This window comes from Bdellovibrio sp. (assembly GCF_036384735.1).
In the GTDB taxonomy this organism is placed as follows: Bacteria; Bdellovibrionota; Bdellovibrionia; order Bdellovibrionales; family Bdellovibrionaceae; genus Bdellovibrio.
In genome coordinates, this window is the sequence record NZ_DASVLT010000027.1 from 1 (window position 1) to 16,574 (window position 16,574).

Annotated in this window: 13 protein-coding genes; 6 read left to right on the plus strand and 7 right to left on the minus strand. The window is 44.4% G+C overall.

Annotated elements, in window-relative coordinates:
* Positions 1-881: 881 nt before the first annotated feature.
* Entirely contained in the window at positions 882-1,280 is a 399-nt protein-coding gene (locus VF412_RS07875) for a GFA family protein (RefSeq protein ID WP_331338679.1), read from the minus strand.
* Between the two features lie 276 nt (positions 1,281-1,556).
* Here VF412_RS07875 and VF412_RS07880 point away from each other — a divergent pair, with 276 nt between their 5' ends.
* Positions 1,557-3,359 (plus strand): hypothetical protein, encoded by a 1,803-nt coding sequence (locus tag VF412_RS07880; protein ID WP_331338680.1) that lies wholly within the window; start codon positions 1,557-1,559, stop codon positions 3,357-3,359.
* Positions 3,360-3,432: 73 nt separating this feature from the next.
* Here VF412_RS07880 and VF412_RS07885 read toward each other — a convergent pair whose 3' ends face one another.
* From VF412_RS07885 to VF412_RS07895, 3 genes are all read right to left on the minus strand, one after another.
* Positions 3,433-5,466 (minus strand): hypothetical protein, encoded by a 2,034-nt coding sequence (locus VF412_RS07885; RefSeq protein WP_331338681.1) that lies wholly within the window; start codon positions 5,464-5,466, stop codon positions 3,433-3,435.
* A 78-nt stretch (positions 5,467-5,544) separates the two neighbouring features.
* Positions 5,545-6,411 carry a class I SAM-dependent methyltransferase gene (locus tag VF412_RS07890; protein WP_331338682.1) on the minus strand — a complete coding sequence of 289 codons (867 nt, stop codon included), beginning with the start codon at positions 6,409-6,411 and terminating at the stop codon, positions 5,545-5,547.
* Positions 6,412-6,558: 147 nt separating this feature from the next.
* On the minus strand, positions 6,559-6,924 hold the full coding sequence (locus VF412_RS07895; protein WP_331338683.1) for a VOC family protein: 366 nt from the start codon (positions 6,922-6,924) through the stop codon (positions 6,559-6,561).
* A 152-nt stretch (positions 6,925-7,076) separates the two neighbouring features.
* Between VF412_RS07895 and VF412_RS07900 the strand changes: the two genes are divergently transcribed.
* Positions 7,077-7,202 carry a hypothetical protein gene (locus VF412_RS07900; RefSeq protein WP_331338684.1) on the plus strand — a complete coding sequence of 42 codons (126 nt, stop codon included), beginning with the start codon at positions 7,077-7,079 and terminating at the stop codon, positions 7,200-7,202.
* Between the two features lie 84 nt (positions 7,203-7,286).
* On the opposite strand, the gene VF412_RS07905 is transcribed toward VF412_RS07900, so the two are convergent.
* Positions 7,287-7,742, minus strand: a complete 456-nt coding sequence (locus VF412_RS07905; protein ID WP_331338685.1) for an Hpt domain-containing protein — start codon at positions 7,740-7,742, stop codon at positions 7,287-7,289.
* A 264-nt stretch (positions 7,743-8,006) separates the two neighbouring features.
* On the opposite strand from VF412_RS07905, the gene VF412_RS07910 reads away from it, so the two are divergent.
* On the plus strand, positions 8,007-8,678 hold the full coding sequence (locus VF412_RS07910) for a carbonic anhydrase (protein ID WP_331338686.1): 672 nt from the start codon (positions 8,007-8,009) through the stop codon (positions 8,676-8,678).
* A 3-nt stretch (positions 8,679-8,681) separates the two neighbouring features.
* Here the strand turns inward: VF412_RS07910 and VF412_RS07915 are convergent, their stop codons facing one another.
* Together VF412_RS07915 and VF412_RS07920 are read right to left on the minus strand one after the other, a co-directional pair.
* Complete coding sequence (locus VF412_RS07915; RefSeq protein WP_331338687.1) at positions 8,682-9,662, minus strand: hypothetical protein; 981 nt, start codon at positions 9,660-9,662, stop codon at positions 8,682-8,684.
* 74 nt (positions 9,663-9,736) lie between these two features.
* Entirely contained in the window at positions 9,737-11,788 is a 2,052-nt protein-coding gene (locus VF412_RS07920) for a ferritin-like domain-containing protein (RefSeq protein WP_331338688.1), read from the minus strand.
* A gap of 145 nt (positions 11,789-11,933) precedes the next feature.
* Between VF412_RS07920 and VF412_RS07925 the strand changes: the two genes are divergently transcribed.
* From VF412_RS07925 to tsaA, 3 genes are all read left to right on the plus strand, one after another.
* Positions 11,934-12,488: a DsbA family protein gene (locus VF412_RS07925; protein ID WP_331338689.1), complete on the plus strand. Its 555-nt coding sequence runs from the start codon at positions 11,934-11,936 to the stop codon at positions 12,486-12,488.
* A 95-nt stretch (positions 12,489-12,583) separates the two neighbouring features.
* On the plus strand, positions 12,584-15,757 hold the full coding sequence (ileS, locus tag VF412_RS07930) for an isoleucine--tRNA ligase (protein ID WP_331338690.1): 3,174 nt from the start codon (positions 12,584-12,586) through the stop codon (positions 15,755-15,757).
* A gap of 25 nt (positions 15,758-15,782) precedes the next feature.
* A complete protein-coding gene (tsaA, locus tag VF412_RS07935; RefSeq protein WP_331338691.1) occupies positions 15,783-16,520 on the plus strand; it encodes a tRNA (N6-threonylcarbamoyladenosine(37)-N6)-methyltransferase TrmO in 738 nt (245 codons plus the stop codon).
* Positions 16,521-16,574: the final 54 nt, after the last annotated feature.

Consider the following 16,574-nt stretch of genomic DNA (forward strand, 5'->3'; position numbering starts at 1 on the left):
TGCAATTCATTATAAAAGTGATGTCTGACGAGGGCTTGCCTGATTCTCAAGTCATTTGTCAGTACAAACGAATTCAATAAGGAGAATCTGGAAATTCATGGGTGACAGCAAAATAGATAGTGGTCATAACGCGCTTTTGGACAGAACCCGCATTCCATATCGTAATCGAGGCGGCAGAGATAAAGATATTTTCAACCGCTCTGGTTATTAGGTTCTTGCGCCGTAGCAGGCTTTTTAGAAATTAGTGTCGGGGGTGTTAGATTGCTCTGTACAGCTTACAGAGTGAGCGATCCGAGATCGCGCAACCGAAGTAACTAAAACGCCTTCGGGCGGTCTATCGGTACGATTTAGGGTGGTAGTCACATTCGTCAATTGTCTGCCCCATATAACGATCATCAACCTGTGGTTTCAATCTGTCGCACGGCAATCCCATTTTCGAAAATCCAGTCTCCATTTAAACGAACATGGGCTTCGACGCAACTGAAAGTGATCCTATTGACTTTCGCTGTAGACACAAATTTGCTTCGATGGTTTTGATGCCTTGAGCGATTTTAGAACCGTTGGGAGCAACGAGGGAAAGAGTTTTGTGTTTCTGAAGAGATGTTTGAGTGGGTCACACCAAAAACTTATAAAATATTAACCAAAATTCCGGCAGAAGCCCTTGAGTTCTACAATCAATGGAAGGCTCGAGGGGAGTGGGGGGGGGGCGCCTGTGATGGCGCGCATTCCGCATTTGATGGTGCAAGGCCCAGTAAACATTTCCGGATGTCGACAGATTGATTGGATCAATGAGGACTGATTGTAAGGACTTATTTTTAAGGCAGAGCCAACCAGCCAGATCAGATCGAGTCGCTCAATCAAGTTTGAGGGAATTGTAGCGCCTATTTTTTTCGATCTGCAGGATGATTGATTCCATCCATGATCGGCACTTCACCAAGATCATAGGGATTCACACCTTCCAAGCATGCAATATTGAATCCGTATTGATTTGGATTGGAGCGTCGCTGATGGTGAGTGTATATTCCACAAACCGAACAGAAGTAGTGCTTCGCAGTTTTAGTATTGAATTGATAAAGAGTGAGCTTATCTGCACCCTTCAAAATTTTGATACCATCTAGAGTTGCGAAAGCTACGATGGCTCCGCGCATTCGACAAAACGAGCAGTTACAGCGTCTTGGATTTTCTAATCCGTTTGGTAAATGGACTTCAAATTCGACCGCTTTGCAATGACATGAAGCTCGATGAATTTTTTTAATTTCCATGCCCCACATAATACCCATTTACTAATCAGCGGTCATCAATCAAATGACATTAATACATAAGACAAAGAAGTCGCTTTGCGGCTCGGCGTTCGAAATTACCACATCGGGTAAAGGAAATTGATGTCGGAAAATCGGTAGGCGCCGAGTTTCCGGCATGATGATTTGCCGGGTTATCGGCGAAAGAGGTGTTTTTCGCATGAAAACACCTCTTTATTTATGGCATATCCGCTGCAATTGGGAATCTCCAACAGATTTCGCTGAAGTTCTCAGCAAGTTTTAAACAAAGGAGATTCTATGAAGTATTTAGAGAACATAAAAAAGAAAACGAAGTACCTGACGGTGCTGTCGGCATTCATTTGCGCGATAGCCGGAGCGAGTGAGAGAAAGTCGGGGCCCAATGGCATGACGGCGATCAGTGGTGTCGTGATGGCTGCGAACCCGGTTGTTGGAGCTCGCATCGAGATTATTGACGAGCAAGGAACAACGCTTGCGAACGTGCCTAATGCAACCAGTAAAGACGGCTACTTCAGAATTCAAGTGCCAGAAAATAAGATCAATATTAATTCGACGATTCAAGTGACTGCAACGGGCGGAAGTGTCGGAATGGAGAACTTTAAAGGAAGTCTTGTTGCCATTAAGCTCATTAAAAATAAAGAGCATATTTTTACTCACGTCAATTACGGAAGTTATCTCGTTTACTCTTACATGATCGAGAAGCCGGGAACTCATTTCATTGATGCTCAAGTGCGTGTCAAAAAATATCTCGGTCTTCCCACGACGGCAAAATTCAATTCTCTTTTCGAGGGAAGAAGTTATCCGCTTTTTAGCTCTAGAACATTTGACAACGTTGCCGCTGGGAACGGAGGGCGAGAACGTTTCACGACTCAGCTCGCAAAGGAAATGGCTTCAGATCAAAAAGCAAAAAGAACCTTCCGTCCGTCATATTTGAAACTGGATGTGAACGATGCTATCACAGCGGTCTTAAAGGCGGCCGGTGGAGAGATCGGATCGCAGGTGTTTTCATATTTGCGTGAAGGCGTAGGAATTCCATCAGATAACGAAAATATCTTTAATAGCTTAACAGTACTCGCCGGAGAAATTGAAAAGCTGCAAGAAAAAATCGAATCACTTGATGTAAAGATGACTCAGTTGGATTTTACAAATCGCGACAATGCTCTTTTGAAAACATTTGCGAAGTACGATGATGCGGCAAATATGATTTCTGAACTGAATGGCTTATTAAAAGCAAATCGAAATGCGGATGGCAGTATCATCGATACTGACTTGCAAAAAAGTTACCTAGCACAGGTAGAGGTTCAATTACAGACAGTGCTGGCTCTAGGGTTTCAGATGCAGAATGAGGTAAAGATTGAGGTAAAGCCAGCCACGTCTTCTTCGTTGGGATTAGTTAAAATTTTTAACGAGTTCCAATACTTGAATACGACGATGATCGGAAAAACGTATTTTGAAAATCAGCAAGTTCTTGTTAACAGATATACCGCTTTGCAGGCTCTTTCGACAGGATTGTACATTGATGCTTACAAAGAAAAATATGGCACTAGTTCGGGAGTAGCATTGTTCAATTCAAAGCAGGGCGATATTATCTCTTACGACAAAGACGATGCGTCTAATCTTCCTGATGCTCCTCTTTTTAAGAGTACGTCCAATTACTGGAAAGATGTCAGAGATAACAATAAGCTCTATGATCACCAAACAAATCTGTTATGGACTCTGGGCTATGAGGGAATGAATAACTGTGACGAATTTAGAAGTCGTCAGCAAAAAGGTGGTATCCGAAGTCCTGGCTGGAATGAAATCGCAACATTCATGAATCATACAGGCACCGAGGGCATGACATGGGGAGATGCGGTTACAAAGATTGGATTTAAAAATGCTGAAACTCAGGCGATTGTATTTGGATGTGATATGATTGTGATGCCTGGATCGTACTACTATATGGTTAATTGGTTTGGTAGCGACAGATCAGGCCCTTGGGATGAGTATTATGATTCTGTCGGTAGATTTGAATCGATTGCGACAGGAAAATTGTCTGATCGCCCTTTGTACCGAGTCATGTCGATTGAGACGGTGAAATAGAAGTGATCGCTTTTCTCTACTAAAAAATAAAAAGGCCATGGTGATTCCATGGCCTTTTTTCTAATTGTCAGGTCTACTCTGCGCCAAGTCCCAGGTAGCTCCAGAGCTGAAGCGGGTTGGATTTAGCATCTCCTTTGAAAGGTTGGGCGATGGCTTTGCCATTCTTGTAGATGATTGTGACAACTTCAACGCCGCCTAAGCTAGATTTAACATTAAGCACGTGTTGGATGATTTGTTTTGATCTTGCTAAATCTTGTTTTAAGTTAGCGTCTAGATCAGGTCTAGCCAATTGACGACTTAATCCTGCATTGTAAACATCTTCAACCATAGCCCAGCTAACCATGCCGTGATAGTGTTCGGCACCGAATTTCATTTGTAATTCAACCGGCGCGAAGACTGGATTGGCGACAAGGACTCCAACTGGAGTCGTTAATCCATAGGGAAACGGCATGGTGAGTCTTTGAGTCGCGATTTTCAAATATTCTTTCGAAGGATGCCCGAAACTCATCATCATGCTGTCGTCTGAATGCATAATTGGAACTGGCACTCCGTTTTTGTCAAGTGAGATCCCTGGGAAAACAATGTCCTCTTTTGGTGCTGCCGCAAAGTTGGCCGGATCAAGCCCCAGCCTTTTCAGGAAAGGCTCTGCGTATTTTGCAGCCTGGCTTGCTTCGATGCGAACCATGAACAGCGGCAAGGCTTTTGAATTCCACACGTTGAAAGCGGCATCGTATTCATTTGCTTTCTCGATGTCATAGAACGGCGTTTGTTTCGAAGCCAAAACATCACGCATGTTTTTAAGTGTGCCCGGAACAAAAGCCACGTTGACGTCAAATGGATAAATACCGCCGCCAAGTCCATTTTCGCTATCACGCCACTGCCCCGTGCTGTGTCCTGGAGTCAGATGAATCAAGTTGCTATAAACTGGATTCTTCGCAAAGGCCGCAGTTTTCTTATTCACTAAATCAAAGTTCTTCATAACAAGGGACTTAATTTCGAAGCCACGGGCATCTTTCTGCTCAACGAATGTTTTCGAACGCTCTGGATAAGCTTTGATATATCTCAACATGAGGTTTGCCAGCAAAAAGTCATCGTCGATCATTTTGTAGTCGTGAATCGCATCATCGATGCCAATAAACTTTTGATGCTTCTGGCGTCTTTCTTTCGCCGCAAATTCGCCTTCGTGGGTTTCGTGAGAGGCCTGTCCTGTTCGTGGGTTCATCGCGCTGAAATTCGCGCCAAGAACTTTTTCAATTCCTTCAGGCAACATGTGCTCCATGAGCAAAGTGGTCGAAATTAAAGAGTCCCGACCAAATAACGAGAAATATCGAGGCGATCCTGCCATCAACTTTTCTTCATAGAATAAGAATGACAAAGCTTCCAGACGTTTCGGATCGGCTTTCGCTAAGAACTCGGGTTTGAAAATGCGATCTAATGGAATTGGTGTCAGTTGAGTTTCATTTGTCATCGAAGTGACTTTGATTTTTACTTCGCTTGGAGAGGTCAGGCGAACCTCGCTGCCATTTTGAACGATAGAAGTGTCACCCAGGACTTCGACTTCTAAAATGTAATCGTATTTCCTATTGGTACTTTTTTGATGCATCAGAATTTTTCTGCCTTGAACGACCTTATCAGCCATTGGCATTTGATGCCCAGGGGACCATTGACCGGCATTGAGCTCTCTATCGCGAATGTCGCGCATTGTTCCCAAGACAACGTCCTGTAAAACCAATTCAGTTGTTGAAGCTCGAACATTCACCTCGAAGCCATGCAGATTTCCAGAACCGGAAACCTCGCGAGGGGAGTTTGAAAATTTCAAATTCGCATTACTTTGAGGGTTATCAAACCACAACGCGGTTCCCGAGTTGCCCTCTGGGAAGGCGAAGAAGATATTGGGTTGAGCGTCGCTACTGTCTAAATTTATGTGTGCGGCGGTTCGGCCCTGGCGAACTGCGAACCACTGATCTTTTTCATCTGTCCCAAAAAGATTCACATCAGAGACCGATGAAACCTCGGGGCCAAAAATTGCTTCACATTTATTAGCGGAGTATGCAGCAGTTGGAATTAAAAGGGCCACGACAGATAGATTTAAGCATAATTGTTTCATGCAATATTGTCAGTGCAAGCCACGGACCGATTTCTGAAGTTTTCTCGAATGATCTCATTTTGAGATCATTCGACAGGCTTAATTCACCAACAACTTAATTTCATCTTCTAAGCTGAACTGCACTTTGTCTGTTTTTAGATTCGTCTTGTAGAAGAAAAGCGTCGACCAGTGACGATTATCTGCAAGAAGACCGAATGGAGCCGCCTGCATTTCCACATCCCCTTGATAGATCTTGTAGGTGAGTTCGATAGCATCCACGCCAATAAGATCAGGATTGGTTTCAAGATAATCATAAGAGTTTTTAATCAGACTTTCCATGCTCACTTTGGGAAGATAGTATGTTTTGTTCGGAAAACCTGGGTTTTGATTGTTGCGAAGGGCTGGGTAAACCTGCCCAAGCAATTGAGTCATCTCTTTGAGTTCTATGCCAGCAAATTTCAATTCTTGGCGCAAACCATGGCCATGAACCGCTTGATAAACGATTTGGATTCCTTCCGGCAAAAAGATGGCATCAGGTTTCATAAATCTTTTAGCATCACGCAAAGAATGAATAACATCTTCCGCAAAAGGGTCCGAAGCAAAAAGCTCGTGCAAAACAATGTCTACTTTTGGAATTTGCTCTGTTGGAATTTCAGTCGAGTATTGCTTAATCAGGGTAATACGATCTTTTAAACCCATGCGATTGATCAGAACTTCCGCTGCCATGGCAAGCATGGGGTTTTTCTCGCAGCAAATAACTTGCTTCGCGCCATGCCGGATTGCAAGTACAGACATCAGTCCGCTACCAGCGCCGATTTCCAAAACGATTTTATCACGACAATTTTCGCGAATGATTCGTTCGTAAAAATTATTGCGGTCTTGATCCAAGAGCATGTCATAGTGCCATGCATGGATAGGACTTAGTGGGGGAGTCTGTGATTTCGGAGATTTCTCTTCTGATGTCATAACATAACCATAATCTCGACCGACGCGGGAAGAAAGAAGTATTATTTTCTGACTCGAATGGTAACTAGAGTGGCAAATTGCTTACGATTTTTTTTGAGAGTGCTTTTTGAAGATTCTTATTAAGATGGGTTCGCATGTGCCATTTATCTATTTTCTACAAACAGCTTCGATATTTTGTCCATCGGGATCATAGACGAAGGCGGCATAGTAGGTTGGGCCATGCTTTTCGCGTAGACCTGGAGCCCCATTGTCCTTACCGCCAGCCGCAAGTGCCGCTTTATAAAACTGATCAACTTGTTCACGGGTTTCTGCGGCAAATGCCAAATGGAAAATGGGTTGAGTTTTTTTCGAATCATTTGCCAGCCAAAAATCAAGGCGATCGCCAATCCCGAAACCAGCCACATCGCTTCCAAACTCTTTAACAAGTTTATAGCCAAGAGGAGCTAGAGCGGCTTGATAGAATTTCTTGCTGACATCATAATTTGCGGAAGAAAGTGTGAGATGATCGATCATGGGAGGTAGTATATCTGAGTGCCTTTGTGAGGCAATCTGCAAATTCATTAAGTTTTGACTTACTATAGCGGTTTACAGGCGCAACAAATTGCTTCCTTGAAAAAGACGGGCATACCTGATTTATTCACTAATAGAAAATCAAAGGAAGAAAGATGAGCACAGAACAAAACTCAGATCAGGAAAATCCCGAAGCTCGATCAAAGGCGTTAATGGTCCTTGGGTTGACGTTCATTTTGCCAATCATCCTTACGCTCATCGCTGTTTGGATCTATATATAAAAACATGTGACCTCGGGTGGGAATTTCCGGACGGGCATCGTAACTGACATATTATTTACCCACCTGTTGGCGAGTCAGTGGGGCCTAAAGCGATAACTCCTTCGTCACTCGACGAAGTTCATTCATACTTAAGATAAAACAATTTTCTAGTTCCTTTAACGAGCGATTGCGATGAGCCTCATCCCAATCCTCAAAATGCTTTTCAATGTGTGAACAAATGTCTGCCATGGCTTTTGCACCGAGGCTTAAGGCAGAACTGCGCATGCGATGAGCGATCTCGCGGACTTCGAAGAGTTCCTGACGATTTGCACTTGTCTCCATTTGTTTAATTTCAGTATAGGTGTTCGTATAAAAAAGCTCAGTCACTTGCTGAATGAGTTCTGATTTGCCCTCGTCCAATTCCTTCAGGCGCAACAGAGCATCTGTGTCGATTAAAGCATTTGAAGCATGGACAGCGGCCTCGGCTGTTTGCTCGCGAATTTGATCATCGATCTGTTTTTTGAATTTCAATCTTCGCAACCAAGACAGACTTAATGCCATGATTAATTTTAGAATGTAGAAACAACCATTGGCAAATGCCTTCAGTGACAGAACAGATGTGGTCGGTGTTTGTTAGGCGACTGTCCTCCAACAGGTGTAACAGAATTTCGCTTCTGCGGAGAATGAAGTGATCCTTATAGAGTAACCTGTCAGTTTTAACGGATTGCGACAACTGTATGTCTGCGAAATTTCGAAATAATTTTCTGTTCATGAATGTAAGGAAAAGACTTTTCGCCATCCAGGGTTGGTGGTAAATCCAAAGACATGAATCAAGAACCCAATGTTAAAAAAGATCTCTTGAAAATGATGGCGGGTTTCCGCCGCTTCCGGGAACGCTTCTTCAATGAAGAAAATTCCATTTACGATAAATTAGCTGTCGTTGGTCAAAGTCCAAAAACTTTGATGATCGCTTGCAGTGACTCTCGTGTGGACCCAGCAATTTTGTTTGGTGTTTCGCCAGGGGAAATTTTCGTCGTTCGTAACGTGGCGAATCTGGTTCCGCCGTTTGAAACCTCTGCGGGTTTTCACGGGGTCAGTGCTGCCATCGAGTTCGCAGTGGTGAATTTGAAGGTTGAAAATATCGTCGTTCTTGGTCACAGACAATGCGGCGGTATCTTGTCCTTGTTCCGTCCAGAAAATGTTCGCGCCAATGGCTTCGTTCAGCAGTGGATGACAATCGCAGCTCCGGCTCGCGAGAACATTCTGGCGAAGCACCCTCATGGGGATGTCGATACTTTGTGTCGTGAGTGTGAAAAAGAATCTATCATGATCTCCATCGAAAACCTTCGTTCTTTCCCATTCATTGAACAAGCGGTGAAAGAACGTGGTATGCAGCTTCATGGTGTGTATTTCGACTTAGAGCAAGGTCAACTTTGGTATCACGATGACAACGTAAATAGCTTTGTTGAGATGACATTCCACGAAGCTCATCGATAAATTTTAAAGAAGCGCTCTTGAACAGAACAGAGCGCTTTCACCTAAGGCATTCACGATACCTGGCTGAAGACCTGAACTTTTGCGGAAGATAAGAGCGGCGTTTTGATCAGCGAGCTCTTTCACGCGGAATCCGAAATAGTCCCATCGCGATGGACCCTTTTTGAAATAAGCTTTTTCCGTCATCAAGAGTAAGCTTTCAGAGGTTGAAATCTTTGCGAACTCTTTCACGAAATAGTTAATGTTGCTTTCTGCAACATAAGTTCCCCACCACGCATTGCTAATATCAAGAACGCTGATTTTTATTTTCAAGTCACTGAGTTGTTTTACTAAGTGGCTGACTGCCGTTTGGTCATTCAGATTTAAACTTGTGAAACGAATACGACCAGAGTCTGCCATAGACTTCAATCGCAAGAACTGATCGTCATAGACAAGGTAGTTGGCTTTATTAAACTCTTTACCTTCGCCTTTGTCTTTCTTTGGAAGGGCGTTGTCATACATAAACCATGACTTAAAGGTCACGGCCTGTTTCCAGAATTTATAATTTTCTGCAGAGGATAAAACTTGAATTTCGTCCTTTGATAAACGGGAATCTAAAGAGGCGCGGCGCAACCATTCTTGCTGTGAAGTTTTATAGCGAAGTTGCAAATAGTCCTTGCGATCTTTTGAAAGTTTCATCAATGCGATATTCATACGGTCATAAATCATGACTTTAGGATCCACATCGACCAGCAACAAATGAGTCGTGTTGTTCGCAAGCGATGCCCCGATAAAACCACGCTCGGTACCCACGGAAAGATACAACCCACCCGGGGCTTCATTCCAAATTCCGAGGGCCTCTTGTGGGTCTCGTTCATTGGGGCTTACAAACGATGTTTTCATGGAAGGGTTTGCAGGGACCTGATCACTGGAATAAACGCCTACACTTTCAAGGCCGGTTTGAGCCCACGATGGAGCACCTGCCAGAAGGCTAACGAGTGTAAACAAAATAGACGACGCCCAGGCGCCAAACCCAATAGATTGCATGTCTTTCTAACAATGCAATCCTAGAACCAACTTTCCTAAGGGGAAGGCGTTAGTCCCGGGGTCACTAACGGAGGTGTCTCTACCTTGTCTTTAAAACCAGCCGCGATATGAGAGCTATCGCATACAGGTTTTGACTTCGAATTTCCGCAGCGACACAGGCGAATACTTTCCGTGCGTAAAACCACGCGACCCGTTCCTGCGCAGAGCTCAAGATTTCCATCAATTTGCAAAGGACCATTGTTGGTTCTTTGGATCTTCAAAGGTCCTCCGCGATTTTGTAGTTCTGTCGCGTCGATGGTGTCAGGCTCGCCACTGGCTTTGAATTTATCAACAACATGGGTGCTGTCACAAAAAGGTTTATTCTGCGATTTCCCGCATCGACATAAAGTCGCGCGATACCCGCACTGTTTTCCATCGACCTGAAGGTCCCCAAGTAAAGCATAGGGTCCATTTTCACGAAGTCGCAGAACGTTCACTGGTGGAGCTGTCTCGTCATGCAGGCTTGATATCTTGCTTTTATATTTTAATGCGCCAGAAGGACACTCTCTAATAACGGCGGCAAGCTCTTCGGGGAAAGCTTTCTCGGGCAGAATCCATTTCCCGGGAGTATTCGCTAAGAAAACCCCTGGGAGTTGTGTTACGCAATGACGAGCATGCATGCACTTTCTTCCTTCGAAAGAAACGGAGATGGAATCCGACTCGGCCACTTCAATGCCAGCTACAGCATTGCTAGACTTCGCAACTTCCGCAAGGGATCCCGCAGAACTTGAAGACATCAATGTCACGCCCGGATGAGTGAGGTTTGCCATGCGTTGTGCGCGAACAGCGATATCACGCATTTGCCCCTCGGTTGAGGCGAGTTGTTCCAAGCAAGCTCTGATGTGGGGATTTTCCTTTTCTCTGGCAGTTAATTCTGTTGTCAGTTGGGAAATCACGGATTGAATTTGTTGAACTCGCTCACTCATGATGACAAGTTCGCCTTCACGGCAAAGTGGTGCCATGGATCTATTCATGGCAAAGCTCATTCCTGCATTGCCGCAGTTTTCTTTCACCGATGCGGGCATATGAGTCAGTGTTTCACCAACGGTGGCCATTCCATGCATCAATGTATAGGCGATTTCTAAAAGTTCCTTTTTTTCGACTGGTGCGCGGTGATCAAGTGAATAGATTTGCGTTAATACTTTAAGCATAAAAGTATAAAGGGTGTTCGCTAAATCCATATAGCGTGCAGCCAACGGCTCATCGACCAAGATGCGATGTTCAGCATCCAGTGGTTTTCGCATCACGGGATTTCTGACGACAGGACGAGAAGGATCGAAGTTTGGATTTTTCTTTAAAAGTTCTGTGTATTCCTTTTTTATTCCGCAAAATCTAGCAAAGTGCGAGTTTTCTTCCTCTGTAGCGCCTTCGCCTTGTTTAATGATTGTTTCCAAGGCCTGAAAGGCCGTGGCTTTGTCTTTCACTATCACAAGACCCGGCAGGGGAGAATCCAATGGGCCAATCTGTTGCGCGGGATTCCCGCAGAATAACTGTTTTTCACCTAACTTCGCACAAAGATTTTCAATCACTTGAAAGAGAGAATTATAAAGGTCGCCCACGGTTTCGTAGTCGCCCGCATGAGGCATCAGGCGATCACGAAAGGCCTCACGAGTGTAATTTTTCTCTGGAATAAAGTTCGCGCCATCTGGTGTTTCTTGTGAACGGGGTCTTTCTAAAAAGATAAAATGATCCAATGTTGCCATATCAAACTTTGCAAGTTCGACCACGATATTTGCGGGATACATTCCTGGATACGCCGGAAAATTTGGACGACCAAAGTGAGGTGTGGACCCCATGGCGATAAACAAATTTGAAACAAGACACAAGTGATTCATTTCCTCGAGGGATATTCCTAAAATCACTCGACGCCAGCGCTCGACCGCTTCAAGTTCTTCGTCGGTCAGTCCTTCTTCTTTCGCTCGCTTCAATCCAAACATTGCATACAGATAAAGGCACATAAAGTTGTGTTCGATCTCAGCGGCTTCGGCAAGTGTTGAGAACAATTGCACCCGGGATTCAATGACGAGGTTTGAACTGGAAGTAGTCATGGTCAGTCCTTTGCGATGAAGAAAAGTATAGGAACTCTGCCTGAAGAATCCAATATGCTAGAAAACAGGAGGTTGCCATTGGTATCTCTTGGCTCATTCACTTAAGATTGATTCGTAGGCGCAAGATCAAAACAGGAAGGATCCCATGAGCGACGGAAAGTTAAAGGTCCTGGTGAATGACAATGATCATATTCAAGGAGTGGAATTCGCTAAGGTCACATTGCTTGAGTACGGTGATTATCAATGTCCTTACTGTGGCGCCGCTTACCCAATAGTCAAACGTCTGCAAGAACACTTCGGAAAAGATTTGCGATTTGTTTTCAGAAATTTTCCATTAGCCCAGGCCCATGAACATGCGGTGAGTGCGGCATTGGCAGCAGAAGCCGCTGGACTTCAAGGAAAGTTTTGGCAGATGCACGACTTGTTGTACGAACATCAAAGTCGTCTGAATACCTCAGACATTTTGGGATACGGTCGGGTGTTGAAGCTTGATATGACCAAATTTCGTGAAGATGCGGCCAGTCCTAAACTTTTAGAGCGAGTCAAAAGTGACTTCGTCAGTGGCGAGGATAGCGGGGTGGAGGGAACGCCATCGTTTTATATAAACTCTCAAAAATATCGGGGCTCTTACGAATATTCAGCTCTGAAAGAGTCTATTGAGGGTTTGATCGGGTCTTCATACAGTTCAATCCACATCTAAGTTTGAGAGAGGGCGATAACGCGTGGCGCATTCGCCCTCCTAATGGTCCTGAAATGATGCATGTCAGAGGAAAACCTGATAATTATTAAGGACCTATGACAAACGCAAACAGCACAAGTTCGACTCCATATTCAGCAGTAAAACCAGATGTTCAACTTGCAAAGCAAGAAGAGCAAATTCTCAACTTTTGGGACCAAGAGCAAATTTTCAAACGCACTCTAGATCCTGCTGGTAAAAAAACTTACAGCTTCTACGATGGTCCTCCGTTTGCGACGGGCTTGCCTCACTATGGTCACTTGCTTGCGGGTGTTTTGAAAGACGTCGTTCCTCGTTACTGGACAATGAAGGGCTACACAGTGCCTCGTCGTTTCGGGTGGGATTGTCATGGTCTTCCTGTTGAGTACGAAATCAACAAGACTCATAAAATTGAATCACGCAAAGATGTTTTCAAAATGGGCGTGGAAAATTACAACGACGCTTGTCGTTCGATCGTAAAGCGTTACTCTGAAGAGTGGAAGACCACTGTTCGCCGCGTAGGCCGTTGGGTTGATATGGAAAATCCATACTTCACGATGGATGTGTCTTTCATGCAAAGTGTTTGGTGGGTTTTTCAACAACTTTTCAATAAGGGCTTAATCTATGAAGGCCACAAAGTTGTTCCTTACTCTGTAGGGATCTCGACATCGCTTTCGAACTTTGAAGCGAATCAAAATTATAAAATGGTCCAGGATCCTGCGATCACTGTGATGTTTAAGTTGGTCAATCAACCTGACACGTCAGTGCTTGCTTGGACAACGACTCCTTGGACATTGCCTTCCAACTTGGCGTTGGCAGTGGGCCTTGATATCGACTATGTAAAAGTTCAAGAAAAGGCGACGGGTCGCAAATTAATTTTGGGCCAAGCTTTGCTTCCTTCTGTCTTTAAGAAGCCAGATGAAGAAGTTGAAGTTTTGCAAATGATGAAGGGCAAAGACCTTGTTGATTTGACTTACGAGCCTTTATTCTCTTACTTCGGCGATCGCGCTGAAAAAGGTGCTTTCAGAATTATATCTTCTGATCACGTCACGACCGATTCCGGTACAGGCGTTGTTCATATGGCCCCTGCATTCGGTGAGGAAGATTACTACGCTTGCTTAAAAGCAGGCATCCCGTTGGTTAATCCAGTTGATGACGATGGTATGTTCACCTCGGAAGTTCCTGATTACGCCGGCAAGCGTGTGAAGGATGCAGATAAGGATATCATCGCGGAGCTTAAAAAACGCGGTCACTTATTCAAACAAGATACGATTCAACATAGTTATCCATTCTGTTATCGTTCCGACACGCCATTAATTTATCGTGCAGTGTCTTCATGGTTTGTCGCTGTTGAAAAGATCAAAGAAGAATTGATCGCAAACAATAAGAACACCACATGGGTTCCAGATCATCTTCGTGATGGTCGTTTCGGCAACTGGTTAGAGGGCGCTCGTGATTGGGCGATTTCTCGCAATCGTTTCTGGGGAACTCCATTGCCAATCTGGAGAAACACAGAAGGCGAAGTGATCTGTGTAGGATCTCGCGCAGAGCTTGAAAAATTGTCGGGCCAAAAGGTTGATGATTTGCACATTCAATTCGTTGATAAAATCACCATCCCATCGCCAACTGGCAAATCTCCGTTGAAGCGTGTGGATGGCGTTTTGGATTGCTGGTTTGAATCGGGCTCGATGCCTTATGCGCAGTGGGGCTATCCTGAAACTTCTGTTGAAGATTTCAAAAAGGCTTTCCCTGCGGATTTCATCGCAGAAGGTTTGGATCAAACGCGCGGTTGGTTCTATACATTGTCAATCATTGGTACGGCATTGTTCAATCAAGCTCCGTTCAAGAACGTAGTTGTGAATGGTCTGGTGCTAGCTGAAGACGGTCGTAAGATGTCGAAGAGCTTGAAAAACTATCCAGACCCAATGGAAGTTTTGAATCAGCACGGTGCAGATGCTTTGCGTTTATACTTGATTGACTCACCAGTGGTGAAGGCGCAGGAACTGAAGTTCTCGGAAAAAGGCGTTTACGACATTGTTCGTAAGATCCTTCTTCGTTGGTGGAACTCTTATTCCTTCTTTGCGAATTATGCGAACATCGATGGTTTTGTGCCGAAAGGTGACGCAAAGAAATCTCCAAATATTTTGGATCAGTGGGTTCTTTCTCGTTTGCACGGTTTGATCGCCAATACTCATAAAGAGATGGACGCTTACCGTTTGTACAACGTGGTTCCGCATTTGCTTCTCTTCATCGAAGATTTGACGAACACCTACATCCGCTTTAACAGAAGCTTGTTCTGGCAAGAAGGCATGCCTGAAACAAAACGTTACGCTTACGAGACTTTGCATGAAGTTCTTGTGACGTTGTCACGTTTGATGGCACCGTTTGCTCCGTTCATGTCAGAAGTGACTTACAAGAATCTTTCGCAAGTTCTTCCGAACAAGAAAGATTCAGTTCACTTGGAAAGTTTCCCGCTGCCTGATTTATCAATGCTTCGCCCTGAATTGGAAGAGGCTGTTAAGGCGATGGACACACTTGTGACATTGGGGCGTAATCACCGCGAGAAAATCGGCGTGAAAGCGAAAATCCCATTGAATGAAATTAAAATCATTCATAGAAGTGCTGAGTTGCTTGAGACTTTGAAAAAATTCGAGCACCTGTTCATCGACGAGTTGAATTTCCGTAAAGTTATTTACAATCCAAACGAAGATCAGTTCGTGCAAGTCACCGCGAAAGCAAACTTCCCGGTTCTTGGTAAGCGTCTTGGACCTAAAATGAAATCTGTGGGTGCTGGCATTCAGAAGCTTTCATTGACAGAGATCTTGAAACTTGAAAAAGGCGAAGCTGTCGTCGTTGATGGCGAAGAGATTCAGTTGTCTGATGTTGAAATCCGCCGCGCGCCGAAGGGTGATAACGCGAACTTGTCTGTGCACCAAGTTGTTTCTATTGAAGTAGATCCAACGGTCACGCCAGAGCAAGAGCGTGAAGGTATGGCTCGCGAAATTATGCGTAAGATCCAAGCTGCTCGTAAGTCAGCTGATTTCAAACTTGATGATAAGATCGTTTTGGAAATCGCCTGTGAGGGTGCTTTGCTTGAAGCGCTGCAAGCTCACAAAGAAATGGTGACTTCAGAAACCTTGACTCACACGTTGAATGTTCTAGCGATCAGCGCAGATCCTAAAGGTAAGCACACAGAGACGACGGACATTGATGGCGCGACACTTAAGATCGGCGTAACGGCAATCCCAAGATAGGGAATATCGGCTGAAAGGTCTGCGAATGAAAAAACATGGTGAAGTTTTTGAGTTTGCTGCTATCGGTACGATTCAGACTCCGTTCAAAGACAAGTTCGGGATTCCAAGACAACCCGGACTTGTTTCTCAAGCTAAAGGCATCATTAAAATTGAAAACGATCCGGATCTTAAGACGGCTTTGCGCAGTCTTGAAGAGTTCACGCACCTATGGATTGTTTTTGTTTTTCACGAACACGGTGGCCGTAATTGGAAGCCGAGCATTCGGCCTCCGCGTTTGGGTGGAAATCGCAAAGTCGGTGTCTTGGCTTCAAGGTCACCGCACAGACCGAATCCTATTGGTTTGTCGGCGGTGATTTTGGAAAAAGTCGATTTCGATGCTGAGGGAGGGCCCGAGATTCATGTGGCCGGTGTGGATCTTTTAGATGGCACTCCAGTTTTAGATATTAAGCCTTATATTCCCTATGCAGATTCAATTCCCGAGGCGAACGCGGGGTGGGCCTCTGAGCCCATTCCAAGACATCCTGTGAAGTTTACAGATGAAGCTGAAACTGAAATCAGAAAACGTGATCCACAGGGGGATAAGAACCTACGTGCTTTGATTGTTGAAGTTTTAGAATTAGATCCACGTCCGGCCTATCAAAAACGCCAATTGCCAGTGAGTGATTCTAAAACTTGGGGCGGGCGTTACGGTTTTGATCTTTTGGGTGCTGACGTTAAATACGAAATCCATGAAGGGTATTTCTTAGTTTACAACCTTCTTTAATTTCTAATTTCTTAAGTAAAAAGGCACTGACTAAGATCAGTGCCTTTTGCGTAA

Coding starts and splice junctions, on each gene's coding strand:
- VF412_RS07920 (WP_331338688.1), bottom strand. CDS start 11,788: ATGACTACTTCCAGTTCAAACCTCGTCATTGAATCCCGGGTGCAATTG.
- VF412_RS07900 (WP_331338684.1), top strand. CDS start 7,077: ATGAGCACAGAACAAAACTCAGATCAGGAAAATCCCGAAGCTCGATCA.
- VF412_RS07895 (WP_331338683.1), bottom strand. CDS start 6,924: ATGATCGATCATCTCACACTTTCTTCCGCAAATTATGATGTCAGCAAG.
- VF412_RS07890 (WP_331338682.1), bottom strand. CDS start 6,411: ATGACATCAGAAGAGAAATCTCCGAAATCACAGACTCCCCCACTAAGT.
- VF412_RS07905 (WP_331338685.1), bottom strand. CDS start 7,742: ATGGCATTAAGTCTGTCTTGGTTGCGAAGATTGAAATTCAAAAAACAG.
- VF412_RS07885 (WP_331338681.1), bottom strand. CDS start 5,466: ATGAAACAATTATGCTTAAATCTATCTGTCGTGGCCCTTTTAATTCCA.
- ileS (WP_331338690.1), top strand. CDS start 12,584: ATGACAAACGCAAACAGCACAAGTTCGACTCCATATTCAGCAGTAAAA.
- VF412_RS07925 (WP_331338689.1), top strand. CDS start 11,934: ATGAGCGACGGAAAGTTAAAGGTCCTGGTGAATGACAATGATCATATT.
- tsaA (WP_331338691.1), top strand. CDS start 15,783: ATGAAAAAACATGGTGAAGTTTTTGAGTTTGCTGCTATCGGTACGATT.
- VF412_RS07910 (WP_331338686.1), top strand. CDS start 8,007: ATGAATCAAGAACCCAATGTTAAAAAAGATCTCTTGAAAATGATGGCG.
- VF412_RS07880 (WP_331338680.1), top strand. CDS start 1,557: ATGAAGTATTTAGAGAACATAAAAAAGAAAACGAAGTACCTGACGGTG.
- VF412_RS07875 (WP_331338679.1), bottom strand. CDS start 1,280: ATGGGTATTATGTGGGGCATGGAAATTAAAAAAATTCATCGAGCTTCA.